At 74.4% G+C, this 16,916-nt stretch carries 13 protein-coding genes; 5 read left to right on the top strand and 8 right to left on the bottom strand.

The features are described 5' to 3' along the window. Positions 1-64 precede the first annotated feature (64 nt). Positions 65-1,213, top strand: a complete 1,149-nt coding sequence (locus IE316_RS17890) for a cytochrome P450 (protein WP_190205356.1) — start codon at positions 65-67, stop codon at positions 1,211-1,213. Between the two features lie 209 nt (positions 1,214-1,422). On the opposite strand, the gene IE316_RS17885 is transcribed toward IE316_RS17890, so the two are convergent. Genes IE316_RS17885 through IE316_RS17875 form a run of 3 tightly spaced genes read right to left on the bottom strand, consistent with a single transcriptional unit; the run spans position 1,423 to position 4,491 of the window. Beyond that, positions 1,423-2,106, bottom strand: a complete 684-nt coding sequence (locus tag IE316_RS17885; protein WP_190205355.1) for an HAD-IA family hydrolase — start codon at positions 2,104-2,106, stop codon at positions 1,423-1,425. Positions 2,107-2,149: 43 nt separating this feature from the next. After that, positions 2,150-3,328: a Gfo/Idh/MocA family protein gene (locus IE316_RS17880; RefSeq protein WP_190205354.1), complete on the bottom strand. Its 1,179-nt coding sequence runs from the start codon at positions 3,326-3,328 to the stop codon at positions 2,150-2,152. Next, positions 3,325-4,491 (bottom strand): DegT/DnrJ/EryC1/StrS family aminotransferase, encoded by a 1,167-nt coding sequence (locus IE316_RS17875; RefSeq protein WP_190205353.1) that lies wholly within the window; start codon positions 4,489-4,491, stop codon positions 3,325-3,327. The genes IE316_RS17880 and IE316_RS17875 overlap by 4 nt, the downstream gene beginning before the upstream one ends. Before the next feature lie 206 nt (positions 4,492-4,697). On the opposite strand from IE316_RS17875, the gene IE316_RS17870 reads away from it, so the two are divergent. Beyond that, a complete protein-coding gene (locus tag IE316_RS17870) occupies positions 4,698-5,132 on the top strand; it encodes a type II 3-dehydroquinate dehydratase (RefSeq protein ID WP_190205352.1) in 435 nt (144 codons plus the stop codon). Continuing rightward, positions 5,087-6,043 (top strand): ROK family protein, encoded by a 957-nt coding sequence (locus IE316_RS17865; protein WP_308438931.1) that lies wholly within the window; start codon positions 5,087-5,089, stop codon positions 6,041-6,043. Before IE316_RS17870 ends, IE316_RS17865 begins: the two co-directional genes overlap by 46 nt. 61 nt (positions 6,044-6,104) lie before the next feature. Here IE316_RS17865 and IE316_RS17860 read toward each other — a convergent pair whose 3' ends face one another. The 3 genes from IE316_RS17860 to IE316_RS17850 all read right to left on the bottom strand — a co-directional run bounded on the left by IE316_RS17860 (position 6,105) and on the right by IE316_RS17850 (position 9,208). Then, positions 6,105-7,142 (bottom strand): 3-dehydroquinate synthase family protein, encoded by a 1,038-nt coding sequence (locus IE316_RS17860; RefSeq protein ID WP_190205351.1) that lies wholly within the window; start codon positions 7,140-7,142, stop codon positions 6,105-6,107. Between the two features lie 141 nt (positions 7,143-7,283). Then, entirely contained in the window at positions 7,284-7,946 is a 663-nt protein-coding gene (locus IE316_RS17855; RefSeq protein ID WP_190205350.1) for a response regulator transcription factor, read from the bottom strand. Continuing rightward, positions 7,943-9,208, bottom strand: a complete 1,266-nt coding sequence (locus IE316_RS17850; protein ID WP_190205349.1) for a sensor histidine kinase — start codon at positions 9,206-9,208, stop codon at positions 7,943-7,945. Before IE316_RS17850 ends, IE316_RS17855 begins: the two co-directional genes overlap by 4 nt. Positions 9,209-9,534: 326 nt before the next feature. On the opposite strand from IE316_RS17850, the gene IE316_RS17845 reads away from it, so the two are divergent. Further along, a complete protein-coding gene (locus IE316_RS17845) occupies positions 9,535-11,010 on the top strand; it encodes an alpha/beta hydrolase family protein (RefSeq protein ID WP_373311223.1) in 1,476 nt (491 codons plus the stop codon). On the opposite strand, the gene IE316_RS17840 is transcribed toward IE316_RS17845, so the two are convergent. Together IE316_RS17840 and IE316_RS17835 are read right to left on the bottom strand one after the other, a co-directional pair. Continuing rightward, positions 11,000-12,601, bottom strand: a complete 1,602-nt coding sequence (locus IE316_RS17840; protein ID WP_190205347.1) for a M48 family metalloprotease — start codon at positions 12,599-12,601, stop codon at positions 11,000-11,002. The two genes, IE316_RS17845 and IE316_RS17840, sit on opposite strands and share 11 nt — an antisense overlap. A gap of 122 nt (positions 12,602-12,723) precedes the next feature. Further along, positions 12,724-14,622 (bottom strand): CASTOR/POLLUX-related putative ion channel, encoded by a 1,899-nt coding sequence (locus tag IE316_RS17835; protein WP_190205346.1) that lies wholly within the window; start codon positions 14,620-14,622, stop codon positions 12,724-12,726. A 263-nt stretch (positions 14,623-14,885) separates the two neighbouring features. Here IE316_RS17835 and lgoX point away from each other — a divergent pair, with 263 nt between their 5' ends. Continuing rightward, the gene (gene lgoX, locus IE316_RS17830) at positions 14,886-16,916 is read left to right on the top strand and encodes an L-glutamate oxidase LgoX (RefSeq protein ID WP_190205345.1); all 2,031 of its coding nucleotides are present in this window, start codon (positions 14,886-14,888) and stop codon (positions 16,914-16,916) included.

Here is a 16,916-nt window from a genome sequence, read left to right as displayed (position 1 = left end):
GACTCACACGTTCACACGTACTCACACGTACTCACTCGTACGCACAAGGAGACCGCGTAACACCATGGCTGAGACACCGGAAGAAGAAACCCACGTCCCCGGCCCGCCGCGGCGGGTCGAGATGCACGGCAGCGCCGCATGGCTCGTGTCCCGGTTCGACGAGGTACGTGAGTGCCTCGCGCACCCGAGGATGAGCCCGGCCGCCGCCTACGCCGCCGCGCAGGGGCAGACGACCCCGGTGAGCGGGCTGTTCCAGGACACGCTGATGGGCACCGACCCGCCCGAGCACACCCGGCTGCGCCGGCTGCTGGGCACGGCGTTCACCGCGCGCCGGGTGGAGGCCCTGCGGCCGCGCGTGCGGGAGATCACCGACAGCCTGCTGGACGCCGTCGCCGCCGACGGCCGGGCGGACCTGGTCTCCGCGCTGGCCGTCCCGCTGCCCATGCAGGTGATCTGCGAACTGCTCGGCGTGCCCCTCGCCGACCGCACCGAGTTCCACCAGTGGGCCGACCTGATGCTGCTGCCGCCCTTCGACCCGGAGTCCGCCGCCCGCTCCGCGGACGCCTCCGCGAAACTCTGGTCGTACGTGGAGAACCTGGCCGAGCAGCGGCGCGAGGACCCCAGGGACGACCTGATCAGCGCGCTGATGTCGGCGCACGAGGACGACCGGCTCAGCCACCGCGAGGTGGTCTCCACCGCCCGCATGATGCTGATCGCCGGCTACGAACTGACCGGCAGCTTCATCAGCAACGCCGTCTTCTCGCTGCTGACCCGGCCGGACCAGCTCGACCTGCTGCGCGCGGACCCCGGGCTGGCCGGGCGGAACCTGGACGAGCTGCTGCGGCACGCGGGGCCCGGCGTCCTCGTCGTACGCTTCGCCAACGAGGACGTGGAGATCGGCGGCGTCACGATAGCCGCGGGCGAGCAGGTGCTGCTGGACATGGCCGCCGCCCACGCCGACCCCGCGCACGTCACCGACGGGGAGCGACTGGACCTCACGCGGGAGAACGTGATGCACCTCCAGTTCGGCCAGGGCGTGCACTACTGCATCGGCGCGCCGCTGGCCCGGGTGGAGGCGGGGACCGCGCTGGAGAGCCTGTTCCGGCGCTTCCCCGACCTGCGGCTGGGCGTGCCGGCCACCGAGGTCGGCGCCAAGCCCAACCCGTTCATCCGCTCCCTGACCTCCCTGCCGGTGGAGTTCACGCCCCGGTGAGCACGGGCGACGGCGGTGCGGAGGACGGCCGTCCCCGTCCTCCCACCGCACCGCCGTCGGCATCTCCTGGATGTCAGGCTCCGGGGTGCCGGGCGCCCCGCGGTGCCGGGCGCCCCGCGGTGCCGGACGCCTCGCGGTGCCGGGCGCCCCGCGGTGCCGGACGCCCCGCGGTACCGGACGCCCCGCGGTGCCGGGCGCCCGGGGGGGGGTCAGGGCACCGGCACCACCGGGCACAGCGCCAGGAGTTCCGCCGGGTGCCGCAGGACGACATCGGGGTCCGCGGCGAGCAGGGTCGCCTCGTCCGTCTCGCCCCACAGCGCGGCCACCGCGGTGACACCCGCGCCGCGGGCGCTGGCGAGGTCGGTGACGGCGTCGCCGACCATCACCGTCCGCCCGGGGTCGGCGCCCAGCAGGTCCATCGCCTTGAGCACGATGTCGGGCGCCGGTTTGGCCCGCGCCACCTCGTCCGAGCCGAGGACGGCCTCGAACCGGTCGCGGATGCCGATCGTGTCCAGCAGCGAGCGGGCCCGCGGGCCGCTCTTGCCGGTGGCCACGGCCAGCCGTACCCCCCGGCGGCGCAGCTCCCCCAGCAGCTCCGGCACGCCGTCGAACACCTTCACCAGGTGGGCGAGCCGGTAGCTCTCGCGGACGAAGGGCTCCTCCATCGCCAGCGGCAGCCCCATGATGCGCATGATGTCGGGGAAGTAGCGGCCCAGGTGCCGGTTGTACTCCTCGAACGGCGGCTCGCCCGGGCCGACGACCTCCGCGTAGGCGAGGGTGAACGCCTCGCGCATCACCGCGAAACTGTTGACGAGGACGCCGTCGAGGTCGAAGACCACCGAGGTGACATCGGACGGAACAGAAGGGATGGAAGGTACGTACTGGCTGCTCATCGGGGTCTCCCCTGGAACGTGGTCGCGGCGCGCACCGGTGCGGTCACACCGGTGCGGACTCCCGGACCTCCTGGACGGCGCGGGCCGAGGTGTAGACCCGCTCGATCGCGCCGATGGTGCGGCGCGCCTCGGCGATCGCCCGGCCCTGTGCGGCCGGGTCGTGCAACAGGCCGGGCAGCAGGGCGAGCTGCCGGTCGTACTCGGCGCCGACGCGTTCCGCGGGTACGGCGAGGCGGCGCGTGGTGCCTTCGGCGGTGCGGGTCAGTACGGACTCGTCGAGGCGGTTGGGGCTGAACCCGAAGGTGCAGCGCAGGGTGGCGCTGCCCGCGCTGCCGTCGACGGTGACGCGGGTGGTGTCCACCGCCTCGTGCGAGGCCCAGCTCGCGTGCAGGGCGACGGACCGGCCGTCGTCGGTGACGAGGAAGCCGCGCGCGGTGTCCTCGACGTCGGTGCCGCCGCGCCCGGCCGCGTCGCCTGCGCCTTCGCCTGCGCCTTCGCCTGCGCCTTCGCCCTCGCCTTCGGCATCGTTGTCGTCGTCGCGCCAGGCGGCCCGGGAGGACGCCCGGGTGATGAAGTCGGCGGAGACGGTGCCGATGGCGTGCCGGAAGGCGGCGGTGCCCAGCAGGGGTGCGGCGATGTCGAGGAGGTGCCAGCCGAGGTCGACCAGTGCCCCGCCGCCCGCGAGCGACCGCCGGGTGAACCAGCCGCCCCGGTCGGGCACTCCGCGCGCCCGTACCCAGGCCAGTTCGATGTGCCGGACCTCACCCAGGCGTTCGGCGGCCCGGTACAGGCCGCGCACGTCGGCGCGGTGGCGGGCCGCGCTGCCGGCCAGTAGGACCGTGCCGCCCGCGCGTTCGGCGGCGGCCAGCCGTTCCGCCTCCTGGGAGGTCAGGCAGACCGGCTTCTCCAGGAACACCGCGATGCCCTTGGTGAGCAGTTCGCAGGCGACGGCGCAGTGCAGGTGGTTGGGGACGGCGACGACCGCGAGGTCCACCTCGGCTGGGTCGAGGCCGGCGACGCTCGCCAGTACCGACAGCCCGGTCGGGCCCGCCCCCTCGGGGCCGGTGACGGCGGCCCGGCCGCGCTCGTCGGGGTCGACGGCGGCGGTCACGGTGAAGGCGGGACTGTTCAGCAGCCGGGGCAGCCAGACCGAGCGGGCGACCCAGCCCAGGCCGACCACGGCGGTGCGGACGGGCGGCAGGGCCGGGGGCGGGGTGCTCATGCGCCGGCGAGCACGTCGGCGACGACGGCGGCGATCTCGTGCATCTGCTCCTCGCTGCCCAGCAGCGTACGGTGGTGCAGCCACACGCAGTCCCGGGTCAGGGCCTCGGAGTGCGGGCAGCGGCGGGCCAGTTCGTCCACGGTCAGCTCCGGCGCCGCGACCTCCCAGAAGGCGTCCGTACGGTAGACCGCGCGGAACCCGACGAACGCGGGCAGCCCCCGCTCGATGAGGGTGTCCACCACCCGTGCGCGCCGCTCCTCGGTGATGCCCGGCACCCGGAACATCGCCATGTAGTGCGGATTGCGGTCACCGCGGGCGTCGAGGGCCTGCGGGACGACGCCGGGGATCTCGGCCAGCAGCTTGCTCAGCACCGGCCAGCGTGCCTCGCGGGTGTCGATCTGCCCGTCGAGCCGGGCGAGCTGGGCGCGCAGCACCGACGCGGAGAACTCGTTGAGGCGGAAGTTGGAACCGGACGTGCGGTGGAAGTAGCCGCGGTCGGTGCGCGGCCGGCCGCAACTGTGCCGCACGAAGCCCTTCTCGTACCCGTCCGCGTCGGGGAAGAGCACCGCGCCGCCCTCACCGGCCGTCATCAGCTTGCCGTTCTGGAAGCTGAACGCCGCGACCGAGCCCAGCTCCCCGACCCGCTGGCCGCGCCACCGGGCGCCCTGGGCGTGGGCCGCGTCCTGGACCAGGGGGACGCCCGAGTCGGCGGAGAGTTTGCCCAGCGCGTCCATGTCGCACATCTGGCCCGCCATGTGGACCGGCATGATGGCCGCGGTCCGCGGTCCGATCGCGGCCTCCACCGCCGCCGGGTCGACGCAGTACGTCCCCGGGTCGACGTCGACCGGGACGGCCACCGCGCCCAGCCGCTGCGCGGCCTGCGAGGAGGAGATGAAGGTGAACGCCGGGACGATGACTTCGGAGCCGGCGCCGACGCCGAGCACTTCGAGGGCGAGTTCCAGCGCGTGGGTGCCGTTGGTGACCGCCAGGGCGTGCGGACTGCCGTGCGCGGCGGCGAACTCGGCCTCGAAGGCGTCCACCTCGCCGCCGCCGATCCGCCACCACTGGCCCTGTTCCAGCGCCCGTATCAGTCCCTCGCGTTCCGCGTCGTCGTACTGCGGCCAGCCGGGCAGCTCGGATTTCAGACGCACACCTTTGCTCATGCCTTCCCCACTTCCCTCGACGCGATATGCAGAGGCGATCGCTTTACCACGCTAACCGTCCGGCAGCAGCCGCGCCATTCCCCCTCAACACCCCCCTAGAAACCCCTTAAAACGGCTTCCGGGGATTTCGCGGGTATTCGGCGCGGTGTGCGCCGGGCGGCCCGTGCTATAGATGGAAGTCCGTGACGAGCCGGGTGAGGTGCGCTGTGAGCAGGCTGTTGTTGGTGAACGGGCCGAATCTCGGAATACTCGGAACCCGCCAGCCCGAAATTTACGGAACCGATACCTTGCAGGACATCGAACGCTGGGTGGGAGAAGAGGTCGCGGAACGCGGCTGGAAAGTGGACTCCTATCAGTTCGACGGTGAGGCGGAGATCATCCGCACCATTCAGGGGAACTACGACACCGTCGGCGCCATCATCAATCCGGCCGCCCTGATGATGGCCGGCTGGGGTCTGCGGGACGCCCTGGCGAACTATCCGCGGCCCTGGATCGAAGTGCACCTGTCGAATGTCTGGGCCCGTGAGCGGTTCCGCCACGAGTCGGTGACCGGGCCGCTGGCGTCCGGCGTCATCTTCGGGCTCGGCGCGCTGGGATACCGGCTCGCCGCCCGCGCCCTGCTCGAAAAGGTGCCGGGCTGACCGCCGGGGCCGCCGGCCTGCTGGGCGTCGACATCGGCGGTACGAAGGTGGCGCTGCGCGTCGAGCACGACGACGGCGGCGTGGCGGAGTCGTCCTTCCGGTGGGCCGGCCCGGCCGCCCGCCCCGAGGACGATCTCGCCCTGCTGGCCCGGCACGTCGGGGAGTTGTGCGGGGGGCGCCCGCGGGGGCTGCGCGGCGTCGGGGTCGCCGTGCCCGCCACGCTCGACGCCGCCGGCGCGGTCACCGTCTGGCCGGGCCGCCCCGCCTGGGCCGGGTTCGCTCTGGGCGACGCCCTGTCCGCGCTCTTCGGTGCCGCCCAGGTGGCGTGCGCCGACGACGGTGATCTGGCCGCCCTCGCCGAGGCGGACGCGGCCGGCTGCGCGGACCTGCTCTACCTCGGGGTCGGCACCGGTGTCGGTGGCGGTCTGGTGCTGGCCGGGCGTCCCGTTCCCGGCGTGGGGCGCGGGTCCTGCGAGGTCGGCCATCTCGTCGTCGACCGCGACGGGCCGCTGTGCGACTGCGGGCGGCGCGGCTGTGTGCAGGCGGCGGCCTCGGGCCCGGCGACGCTGCGCCGCGCCGCCCGGCGCCGGGGGACGGAGGTGCCGTTCCCCGCGTTCCGGCGGGCCGTGTCCGAGGGCGAGCCGTGGGCGGTGGCCGCGCTGCGGGAGAGCTGCGCCGCGCTCGCCGCGGCCGTGACCGGCATCAGCGAACTGACGCGCCCCGCGCTGGTCCTCATCGGCGGCGGCTTCGCCGCGGCCGTGCCGGAGCTGGTACCGATGGTGGCCGAGCGGACCGCGGCCCTCCAGCGCCCCGGACACCCGCCGCCCCCGGTACGGCCCGCGCTGCTGGGCGGGCTGTCCTCCCTGCACGGCGCGGTACTGCTGGCCCGGAGCCTGCCGGCGGCCGGGTAGTTCAGTCCGGCGCCCGGTCCATCGCGGCCAGGGCCGAGGCGGGCCGGCGGCCGGGGGGAGTTCAGTCCGGTGCCCGGTCCATCGCGGCCAGGGCCGAGGCGACGGTCCGCTCGGGCACCCCGGACACCAGCCCGGGGCCGTCCGGGCCGTCCAGGACGAAGGTCAGCCCGTCCGTCGCCTTCTTGTCCAGCTTCATCACCTCGATCAGGCGCCGCGCGTCGACCCCGGCCGGCAGCGCGGTCGGCAGGCCGTAACTCCGTACCACCTGGAGGTGCTCGGCCGCCCGTGCCGCGTCGATCCGGCCGAGGGCCAGCGCGAGACGGCCCGCGAACACCGTGCCGATCGCCACCCCCTCGCCGTGCTTCAGCGCGAAGCCGGTCACGATCTCCAGGGCGTGTCCCAGGGTGTGGCCGTAGTTGAGGATGTGCCGGCGCCCGGAGTCCCGTTCGTCGGCGGCGACCACCGACGCCTTGAGCGCCACGCTCGCCGCGATCTGCTCGGGCAGCGGCAGCCCGCGCAGATCGCCGGCGCCGATGAAGTGGCAGCGGGCTATCTCTCCGTATCCGTTGAGCATCTCCCGCTCGGGCAGGGTGCGCAGGCAGTCGGTGTCGCACAGCACGGCGGCCGGCTGCCAGTAGGCGCCGAGCAGGTTCTTGCCCTCGGGGAGGTTGACCGCCGTCTTGCCGCCCACGCTGGCGTCCACCTGGGCGAGCAGGGTCGTCGGCAGGTGCACCACGGGCACCCCCCGGTGGTACAGCGCGGCGGCCAGTCCCACGACGTCGGTGGTGGTGCCGCCGCCGCAGGAGACGACCGCGTCGGAGCGGGTCAGCCCGAACCGCACGAAGGCCCGGCCCAGTTCCTCCACGGTGGCCAGTGTCTTGTCCGCCTCGCCGTCCCGGGCCCGCAGCACCACCGACGGCACCCCCGGGTCCGGCAGCCACTCCTCGGGCCGCGCGGACACCATCGCCACCCGCCGCGCGCCGAGCCCGGCGAGGACGCCGGCCAGCGTGTGCCGGACGCCCGGCCCGATGTCGACGGGGTAGGAGCGCTCGCCGAGTTCGACCATGACACGGGTGTGCGGCTGACCCGACGCCGTCATGCGCGGTCCGTCCTTCCTCGTACCGTCCCCGGCCGCCCACCGGCACCGGTCCCGCCCATGCCTACCCGGACGAGCGCGGCGGTCAACCGCGCGATCCGCCCGGTGCGGTGGAGCCGCGACGACGGAGCGCGGGCGGTGGCGTCACGCCGGGTGGATGAGGCGGCTCTCGTAGGTGAAGACCACGGCTTGTATCCGGTCGCGGAGTTCGAGCTTGTGCAGGATGCGCCCCAGGTGGGACTTCACGGTCGCCTCCGCGAGGTGCAGGGTGGCCGCGATCTCGGCGTTGGACAGGCCGCGGCCCACCTGGACGAGGACTTCGCGCTCACGGGCGCTGAGCCGGCTCAGCCGCTCGTCGTGTGCGGTGCCGCCGGCGCCGGGGAGGTGCGGGCGGAAGGTCTCCAGCAGGCGGCGGGTGATCCGCGGGGAGACCACCGCGTCGCCCGCGGCCACGCTGCGGATGGCGGTGAGCAGTTCCTCGGGTCTGGTGTTCTTCAGCAGGAAGCCCGAGGCTCCGGCGTCGAGTCCGGCGAACGCGTAGGCGTCGAGGTCGAAGGTGGTGAGGATCAGCACTCTGCTGTGCGGGGAGTCCCGGACGACCTGCCGGGTCGCCTCGATCCCGTCGGTCCCGGGCATACGGACGTCCATGAGGACGACGTCGGGCCGCAGTTCCCGGGCGAGGCGTACGGCCTGGACGCCGTCCGCGGCCTCGCCGACCGGTGCCATGTCGGGCTGGGACTCCAGGACCGTACTGAAGGCCATCCGGAGCAGTGCCTCGTCGTCGGCGATCAGGATGCGGATCGTCATGCGGACGCGGCTCCCCCGCTGCCGAGGCGGAGGCGGGTGTGGACGCGCCAGCCGCCGCCCGGGAGCGGTCCGGCCACCAGTGTCCCCCCGTAGGCGGCCGCGCGCTCGCGCATGCCGGGGATGCCGTGGCCGGGCGGTGGGGTGCCGGGAAGCGGCGGGCCGTCGTCGGTGACGTCCACGGTGACGGTCTCGGCCGAGCACCGCACCCGGACCCGCGCGTGGGTGCCGGCGGGTGTGTGCCGGAAGGTGTTGGTCAAGGCTTCCTGTACCAGGCGGTAGACGGTGAGTTGGGCGGTGGCGGGTACGCGGGTCCGGTCGCCCCGGACTTCGAGGCGGGTCGGCAGTCCGGCGGCGCACATCTGGTCGGCGAGGGTGCGCAGGTGGGCGATGCCGGGCGGCGGGTGGCGCTCCGCGTCCGGTTCGTCGGTCCGCAGGATGCCCAGCGAGCGCCGCATGTCGGTCAGGGCCTGCCGGCCCGTCTCGGAGATCTGGAGCATCGCGGTGGTGGCCTTGTCGGGCGACCGGTGCTGGGCGTAGCGGGCGGCGTCGGTGAGCGCGACCATGACGGACAGGTTGTGGGTGACGATGTCGTGCATCTCCCGGGCGATACGTGTCCGCTCCTCGGCGACGGCCAGCCTCGCCTGCTGGTCCTGCTGCTGCTCCAGGCGCGCGGCGCGTTCTTCCAGGGCCGCGAGGTAGGCGCGCGTGGTGCGCACGTTCATCCCCAGCACGGCGGCGCAGACGACGGTCGCGGTCACCGCGACGAAGGGGGCGAGGAACGCGCCGTCCGTCGTCCAGCGCAGACAGGCCGGCAGGGCCCCCGCCGCCACGACGGCCCCGGCGACGAGCGTGCCGCGCCGTCCCGAGGTCGCGGCCACCGTGTAGAGCGCCACCAGCAGGGCGATGTCCGCCGGCAGGGGCACGTTCACCAGCCACTGGACGAAGGCCGCGGCCGCCACCGCGGCGAACACCGTGCGCGGGGCCAGGCGCCGCCACACCAGGGGCAGCGTGAGGGCAGCGGTCAGGGCCGCGGTCACCGGCAGCTCCCGCGGCGCGCGCGTGGTCACGATGTGGAGCAGCAGCAGCGCCGGCCACAGCGAGTCCCCCACCATGGGCGGCATCCGCGCGCCCCAGCGCCGGGCGGCTCGCACCAGTCGCACCGCCGCCGGTACGGGGGCCGGCCGTACGGCGTTCCGCGGGTGCCGCACGCGATCCTGGCGCACCGGTTGGGCCCGGCCCGGCCCCGCGTCCGCCTCGGTCATCACACGTCCCTGTCGGTTCAGCGCCACAGCGGCCCCGGCGGGGGCCAGCACCGCGTATCGCCCCCGAGCGGGTCGGCCCAGGAGCGCGCACCTTGCGCCGCCCGGTGTGAAACACGGCCCTGTCACGGTAGGCGGCGAACCCGCGAAACACATGAGACCAGCGTCTGATGGCACCGCGCCGGGGTACGACCGCAGGAGGAGTCCCGCTGCCTACCGGGGTCGCAAAGGAGCCGTTGACCTGGCGTGCCGGATTGCGACTCCGGTGGCATGCGGGAGCGACCCCCGGATCGATGCGGCCTCCCGTGCCCGGCCCTGAGGATGGCCGGGTGACCGAGATCATCACGGGGCTGTACATGTCCCCCCTGGAACTCCTCGCCCTGGCCGGTGCCGTCGCGCTGGTGGTGGCGCGCTGGCTGCCCCCCTCGGCCCGCCCGCGCGTCACGATCGCGGCGGGGACGGTTCTCGTGCTGTCCGTGCTCGTGCTGAGTGCGGTGGGGCTCCGCTGGCAGATGCTGCCGGTGCTGGCGGGCGCGGCCGGCGCGTCGCCGTTCGCGCTCGCTCCCCTGCTGCGCCGCCGTACCGGCCGGCCGGCGCGGCGGGCCCGCTGGTGGCTGGCGCTGCCGGGGTCGGTGGCCTGCGCCGTCCTGCTGGCCATGGGCCCGGTGGCCGCCTGGGCGTTTCCGGTACCCGTGTTCCCGGAACCGTCCGGTGAGTTCGCGGTCGGCACCCGCGTGGTGCAGTGGACCGACCCGCACCGCCCCGAGACCTTCACCGCCGACCCGCACGACCGGCGCACGGTCGTGGTCCAGCTCTGGTACCCCGCGCGCAAGAGCCCCGAGGGCGCGCCCCGGGCCCAGTACCTCGGACGCACGGAGCGCGAGGCGCGCACCGTCTCCGACGCCCTCGCCCGCCAGGTCGGCCTGCCCGGCTTCCTGGTCGACGGCGTCCCGCGGGCCCGCACGCACTCGGTGTTCGACGCCCCGGTGGCCGGTGGGGGCGGACGGTTCCCCGTCGTGCTGTTCTCTCCCGGGTCGGGCGGGGTGCGGACCCAGAACACCGCCTGGGCGGAGGAACTGGCCAGCCACGGCTATGTGGTGGCCGCCCTCGACCACCCGTACGACTCCGCCGCCGTCGTCCTCACCGACGGCCGGACGCTGCGCACCGAGACCGTCTCCACGGGCGACCGCGACGAGGACGACCGGGCGGCGGCCGGCTGGACGGCGGTCCGGGCCGCCGACCTCGGCTTCGTCCTCACCCGACTGGACCGGCTGGGCCGGGGTGGGACCACCGACCCGCTGGCCGGACGCCTGGACACCGGCCGGGTCGCGGTGACCGGCCACTCCATGGGGGGTGCCGCCGCCCTGCAAGCGGCCCGGCACGACCCCCGGTTCGACGCCGTCATCGACCTGGACGGCTACCCCCACGGCCCCGCCTCCCCCGCCCTCCGCCAGCCGGCACTCGCGCTCACCCAGGCCGTCACCCCCGCAACGGACCCGCGCTACCTGCCCCGCCTCACCGAGGCCCTCGCGCGCAACACCGCACCGAGCTACCGGCTCACCGTCCCCGGCGCCGCGCACCTCACCTTCATGGACGGCCCCCTGTACCTGCCGCCGGTGCCCTCGATCGTCGGCTCCCTGGGCCGCACCGAGAGCCCGCACGTCGTCGCCGCGGCCACGCTCGCCTTCCTCGACACCACCTTGCGGCACACACCCGGTGACCCGGCCGCCGCCCTGTCGGCCTACGGCGACCTCAGCGTCCACCACACGCAGGCCGCCGGTCGGTGGCGGCCGGTCACGGGGTGAGCACCAGCTTGCGCAGGGGCTCGGTGTCGGGCTGGTCCGCGACGACCGCGTCCAGGGCCGGGCCGAGCCGGTCCTCGAAGCCGTCGGCGGGATAGCGCAGGGTGGTGACCGTGTCGGACCAGGACAACTGCCAGCGGGCGGCGCCGCGGGCCGTCAGTTCCATGACGGCCATCTGGTGCAGGGCCCGCCGCAGTGTGAGGCGGGGGGACTCGTGGGCCGCGCCGCCGGTCGTGGCCGCCGCCTGCTCGGACTCCGGGAACCGGTCGGCGATCCGCCCGCGCACGGCCGGGTCGGCGTCGATCGCGTCGAGCAGGGCCTGGAGGCCGGGGCCCGTGCCCTCGGCGGCGAGGGCCGCACGGAGGTCCGCCGCGCCCTGGACGACGTACCGGGTCATCGACTCGTGGACCAGGTCCTCCCAGTCCACCCGCCTGAGCGCGAGTGCCTCCGGGGTGAGGACGGCCCGCTCCAGCGCGGCCGGCACCGCGTCCGGGTCGGCCAGCAGCTCCAGAGCGGACCGCGCCGCCCGCCGGCCCCGGCCGTCGTCGGGCAGGGCCTCGATCCGGGCCACCCGCTCGGCGAGCGAGGGATGGGAGTCGTACGGGGAGGGCGGCTCGGTCGGCAGTTCCCGGCGCAGCTCCTCCAGTTCGGCCGAGCGGGCGTCCAGGAGCCGGCGCAGGCCGCCGAAGACCTCGCCCGGCCGGGGCAGCAGACCGGCGCCGACGCCGAGGGTGGCGTACGCGTCCATGTAGAACGCGTTCACCGCGTTCAGGGCGTTGACCTCGCGCAGCGCGGACACCGCGGAGTCGCGTCCGGCCACCCGGACCGAGGCCAGGTCGGCGGCGAGCTCCTGGCGGCGGGTGGTGGTGCGGGTGGCGCGCAGGAAGAAGGTGCCGTACGCCGAGTAGATCCTGGCCATGCCGCGGTACGTCGCGCCCAGGCCCGGGGTGTCGACCATCAGGGTCTTCCTGCCCTTGGCCGCCCGCTTGGCGGCCTTGTTCCACTGCCGCTCGCGCTCCTTGGCCTGCTTGTGGTCGGAGCGCTCGTGGAAGTGGGCGACGGTGCGGATCAGCCGGTCGCGGCCGCGGGCGATCAGCGGGGTGAGGCGGGTGTCGTAGTGGGCGTAGTGGCCCATCTCGTGGGCGAGTACGGCACGGAGCTGCCTCTCGTCCAGGCCCATCATCAGCGGCAGGCCGAGGTAGAGGCGACGGGCACCGGGCCGCAGGCCCAGCAGCGCGGAGTCCTCGGTGACGGCCGCGTTCACGCGCTCGATCAGCACGATCTCGTCGGGCGCTCGGGTGCCGACCTGGCGTGCCACATCGCGCACGGCCTCCCACAGCGCGGGCTCCTGAGCCTCGCCGACGGTGAGGCCGGCCGGCGGCTCGGCCTCGGGCACGCGCAGCATGAACAGGGAGCGTACGACCGGGATCGCGAGGACGACGGAGAAGACGACCACGCTGTCGGCGATGGCCTCCGGCCCGCCGCTGACCACGGCGTAGTCGATGCCGGCCAGCACCGCCAGCAGGAGGACGCCCAGCAGATAGAAGCCCGCGAGCAGGACGAGGGCGCGCAGAGCGCGCAGCGGAGCGCCCATGTGGACAGATCCCCCCGGGGTGAAGTGCGGTGCGGATCCGCATCATCCGGCCCCGGAGGCACTCACGGCAACTCGATCGGCGGGCCGTTGCCCCTGGTGGGGCCCCGGGCGGCCGCGGGCGGTCAGTCGTCGCCGATGACGACCACTTCGTCCTCCGCTGTCCAGTGGCGGCGTTCGTGCTTGGGCGGGTTGATGCGTACGCCGTAGGCGGGGCTGATCGACGCGTGCCGGTGGCTGCGGTAGCCGATGACGCATTCGCCGCGCTGCCGGGCCGCGGCGACCACGGTGGCGAAGGCCGTTTCGGATCCGGGCCGTACGTAGTCGGTGGCCGGTTTCATGCGGACGCTGGTGCCGCCGCCGGAGAACAGTTCCTCGAACACCGCCGCCAGGTGCCGGTTCTGCGAGATCTGGGCCATCAGCAGGCCGATGAGCTTGCCGCTGATGATGACGTCGGCGCCGGGGGCGATGGGGGCGAGCGGCCGGTTGCGGTCGTCGACCAGTTCGGTGACGACCGGCAGTTCGCGGCCGGTGGCCTCCTCCAGTTGCCGCAGCAGCAGGAGGGTGACGAGCGTGCGGTTGTCGGGTTCGTCCGGTGACTGCCCGGGCAGCGGGTCCCGGCCGAGCACGATCACGCTGTCGTACGAGTGGACGTCCAGGCGCCGCAGGGTCTCGGGGCGGGTGGTGTCGCCGTGGTGCAGGGTCACGCTCAGCCCGGTGCCGCCGTCCGCGTCGGCCTCGCTCACCTGCCGGGCCGTCGCCTCGCCCGGGTCCGCCACCACGTCGACGGCCGATCCGGGCCGGGCCCGGCGGCGCAGTTGGTCGACTATGAGCGGGGCCCGGCGGTTCCAGCCCAGCAGCAGGACCCGCTCCGCCCGGGTGGGGGTCGGGGGGCCGGTCGCCATCGCCGCCTCCTCGACCGAGTCCGCGCAGTCGCCGAGCACGGCCGTGTCGTCGTCCCGGGTGATGACCACGAGCAGGTCGCCGGGTGCGACGGTGGTCGTCGGCGGCGGGTTGAGCAGGGGGGTGCCGCCGCGCACCAGCCCGACGACGCTGGAGGTCGGGTAGGCCAGCAGCGCCTCGCCGAACGGGCGGCCGGTCAGGGCCGGTTCGCCGATCAGGTAGAACTCGTCGCCGGCGAAGTCGAGGAGTTCCCGGTGCACGAGGGAGAGGCCGGGCCGGCGGGTGGCCTGGACGATCAGCCGGGCGGTGACGGTGTCGCTCTCCAGGACGACGCCGGACGGTCCGGCGGCGAGCCGGGCGGCCAGCAGGTACCGGTCGTCGCGGACGGCGGCGACGACGGGCGGCCGGGTCTCCTGCCCGGCCAGGGCCGCCCGCAGCGCCAGCAGGGTCTTGACCACCTCGGCGTCGGCCTCGGGCTGGTCGTGCGGCAGGACCACCACGACACCGGCCGTGGCCGGGCTGGTCAGGGGGAGCACGGTCGGGTCGGTGGTGGGGCCGCTGCGGCAGATCAGCCGTGTCCGGCCGGTGGCGCCCACCTTGGTGCTCAGGGCCTCTTCCATCAGGGTCTTGTCCCGGTCCGCCAGCACCGCCACCGCGGCCCGCCGCTGGTTGGCGTTGGCGGCCACCAGTTCGCCCACCACCGTGAAGACCTGCTCCGACCATCCCAGGACCACGGCGTGGCCCTGTTCCAGCACGGTGGAACGGCCGCGCCGCAACGCGGTGAGCCGCTCGGTGAGCGCCGTCGTGATCAGACCGACGAGCGTCGACACGTACACGAGCGTGACCAGGGCCAGCAGCACCGACACCAGCACTTGCAGCGGGGTGCCCGTGGCCCCGCCCAGCCGCAGTGTCTGCCCGGTGAGGTGCCACACCCGCGCCAGACGGCCCGTCAGGGACGCCGGGACATCGGGGTCGGTCCACACCAGCACGGCGCTGGCCGGGACGACGACCGCCAGGCACAGCAGCGCCATCCAGCCGACGAGAGCGGCGGCACCGCGGGCCAGCGTGCTGTCGAACCAGTAGCGGACCCGGTCACCGAACGGAGCGCGCCGCTGCGCCATCCATCCCCCCTTCGCCCCGCGTGCTCTCCGGCGGGCCGCGCGGCCCGCCGGGAAGCACGGATGTGGATGCCTCGTCGCAGTGTGCGGGACCGCACGGGCGGGACGGCGGGGTTCGCGCCGCGTTCACCCCATAGGGTTCCCCCGGGTTATCGCACGTCGGCGTCTTCGCGCGGCGTCAGTGTTTCGCCGCCGCTTCGCTCCTTCGGGTCAACGCCCGAGCGAAGGGCGGACGGCCCGTCGGGGCCGCCGGTACAAAGACCGGCATGACTGAAGATCACACAACGGCGGGTGCGGCGAACGGCATGTCCCGGCGGAGTTTCACGGCGGTGGCCGGTACGGCCACGGTGGCCACGGCCCTGGGCGACGGTACCGCCGCGGCCCTGCCCGCCCCGGCCGCCCCGGCCGCTCCCGGCACCCCGGGCACCCAGGCCGCCGCGGGTGACGACCGGAAGGCCGGCTTAGACCGGTCCCTGGCCGTCGCCCGCGCCCTCCTCGTCCTGGACTCCGACGACCGTCCCCTCGTCCCCCGGTACCGCACCGTCCTCCAGAAGGGACTGCCGGCCCGGGGTAAGACCCGGCCCAAGAAGGTCCTGGTCATCGGCGCCGGACCGGCCGGTCTGGTGACCGCCTGGCTGCTGAAGCGGGCGGGCCACCGGGTCACCGTGCTGGAGGCCAACGGCAACCGGGCGGGCGGACGCGTCAAGACCTTCCGCAAGGGCGGCCACGAGCACGCCGAGCAGCCCTTCGCCGACCCCCGCCAGTACGCCGAGGCGGGCGCGATGCGCCTCCCCGGCAGCCACCCCCTGGTGATGGAGCTGATCGACCAGTTCGGCCTGAAGAAGCGGCCCTTCTACTACGTCGACGTCGACGCCGACGGACGCCCGGCCAACCGCACCTGGATCCACGTCAACGGCATCCGGGTGCGGCGCGCCGACTACGCCCGCTCGCCGCGGCGCGTGAACCGGTCGTTCGGCGTCCCCGAAGCCCACTGGGACACCCCCGCCGCCGCCATCCTGCGCGCCGCGCTGGACCCGGTGCGCGACGAGTTCAGCGTCGTCGGCCGGGACGGCAAGCGCGTCGGCAAGCCGCTGCCCGAGCAACTGCGCGGCTGGGCCCGGGTGGTGCGGCGGTTCGGCGACTGGTCGATGTTCCGCTTCCTGACCGAGCACGCCGGTCTGGACGAGCGGACCATCGACCTGATCGGCACCCTGGAGAACCTCACCTCCCGGCTGCCGCTGTCCTTCATCCACAGCTTCATCGGCTCCTCCCTGATCAGCCCCGACACGCCCTTCTACGAACTGGAGGGCGGCACCGCCGTCCTGCCGGACGCGCTGCTCGAACGCGTCCGCGCGGAGGTGCGGTTCGACCGCCGGGTCACCCGCCTCCAGTACCACCACCCCGACCGCCCCGCCGCCGACCCGGGGCACGTCGGCGCCAAGGGCCCGCAGGTGTGGGTGGACACCGTGTCGGAGGGCCGCGGCGGACCCGTCGTGCGCGAGCAGTTCACCGCGGACGCCGCCGTGGTCACGGTGCCGTTCTCCGGGCTGCGCCACGTCCAGATCGAGCCGGCCCTGTCGTACCGCAAGCGCCGGGCGATCAGCGAACTGCACTACGACAGCGCGACCAAGGTCCTGCTGGAGTTCAGCCGCCGCTGGTGGGAGTTCGACGAAGCCGACTGGAAGCGCGAGCTGCGGGCCATCGACCCGGGCCTGTACGACGCCTACCGCAAGGGCCGCGCCCCCGCCGACGGCAGCCTGCTCGGCGCCCACCCCTCCGTGCCCGGCGGGCACATCACCCCGGCTCAGCGCACCCACTACGCCGCCCACCGCTCGATCAGCCGCGACCAGCCGGAGGCCGTCGACGTCGTGGGCGGCGGCTCGGTGTCGGACAACGCCAACCGGTTCATGTACCACCCGTCCCATCCGGTGCCGGGCAGCGCGGGCGGCGTGGTCCTGGCCTCCTACAGTTGGGCGGACGACGCCGCGCGCTGGGACTCCCTGGACGACGACGCGCGGTACCCCAACGCCCTGTGCGGCCTCCAGCAGGTCTACGGGCAGCGCATCGAGGTCTTCTACACCGGAGCGGGCCGCACCCAGAGCTGGCTGCGCGACCCCTACGCCTACGGGGAGGCGTCCGTACTGCTGCCCGGGCAGCACACGGAACTGCTGCCGGACATCCCGGTGGCCGAGGGGCCGTTGCACTTCGCCGGGGACCATACGTCGGTCAAACCGGCCTGGATCGAGGGGGCGCTGGAGTCCGCCGTGCGCGCCGCCCTGGAGATCCACGGCGCATGA

Origin of the sequence: Streptomyces fumanus, from assembly GCF_014655295.1 — a bacterium.
GTDB classification, from domain to species: domain Bacteria; phylum Actinomycetota; class Actinomycetes; order Streptomycetales; family Streptomycetaceae; genus Streptomyces; species Streptomyces fumanus.
The sequence above is the reverse complement of the archived record's forward strand: the minus strand, read 5'-3'. Positions and strand labels throughout refer to the sequence as shown.

Bases quoted from the DNA above. Each gene is read 5' to 3' on its own strand.
- IE316_RS17890 (WP_190205356.1), top strand. From the start codon at position 65: ATGGCTGAGACACCGGAAGAAGAAACCCACGTCCCCGGCCCGCCGCGG.
- IE316_RS17885 (WP_190205355.1), bottom strand. From the start codon at position 2,106: ATGAGCAGCCAGTACGTACCTTCCATCCCTTCTGTTCCGTCCGATGTC.
- IE316_RS17880 (WP_190205354.1), bottom strand. From the start codon at position 3,328: ATGAGCACCCCGCCCCCGGCCCTGCCGCCCGTCCGCACCGCCGTGGTC.
- IE316_RS17875 (WP_190205353.1), bottom strand. From the start codon at position 4,491: ATGAGCAAAGGTGTGCGTCTGAAATCCGAGCTGCCCGGCTGGCCGCAG.
- IE316_RS17860 (WP_190205351.1), bottom strand. From the start codon at position 7,142: ATGACGGCGTCGGGTCAGCCGCACACCCGTGTCATGGTCGAACTCGGC.
- IE316_RS17855 (WP_190205350.1), bottom strand. From the start codon at position 7,946: ATGACGATCCGCATCCTGATCGCCGACGACGAGGCACTGCTCCGGATG.
- IE316_RS17850 (WP_190205349.1), bottom strand. From the start codon at position 9,208: ATGACCGAGGCGGACGCGGGGCCGGGCCGGGCCCAACCGGTGCGCCAG.
- IE316_RS17840 (WP_190205347.1), bottom strand. From the start codon at position 12,601: ATGGGCGCTCCGCTGCGCGCTCTGCGCGCCCTCGTCCTGCTCGCGGGC.
- IE316_RS17835 (WP_190205346.1), bottom strand. From the start codon at position 14,622: ATGGCGCAGCGGCGCGCTCCGTTCGGTGACCGGGTCCGCTACTGGTTC.
- lgoX (WP_190205345.1), top strand. From the start codon at position 14,886: ATGACTGAAGATCACACAACGGCGGGTGCGGCGAACGGCATGTCCCGG.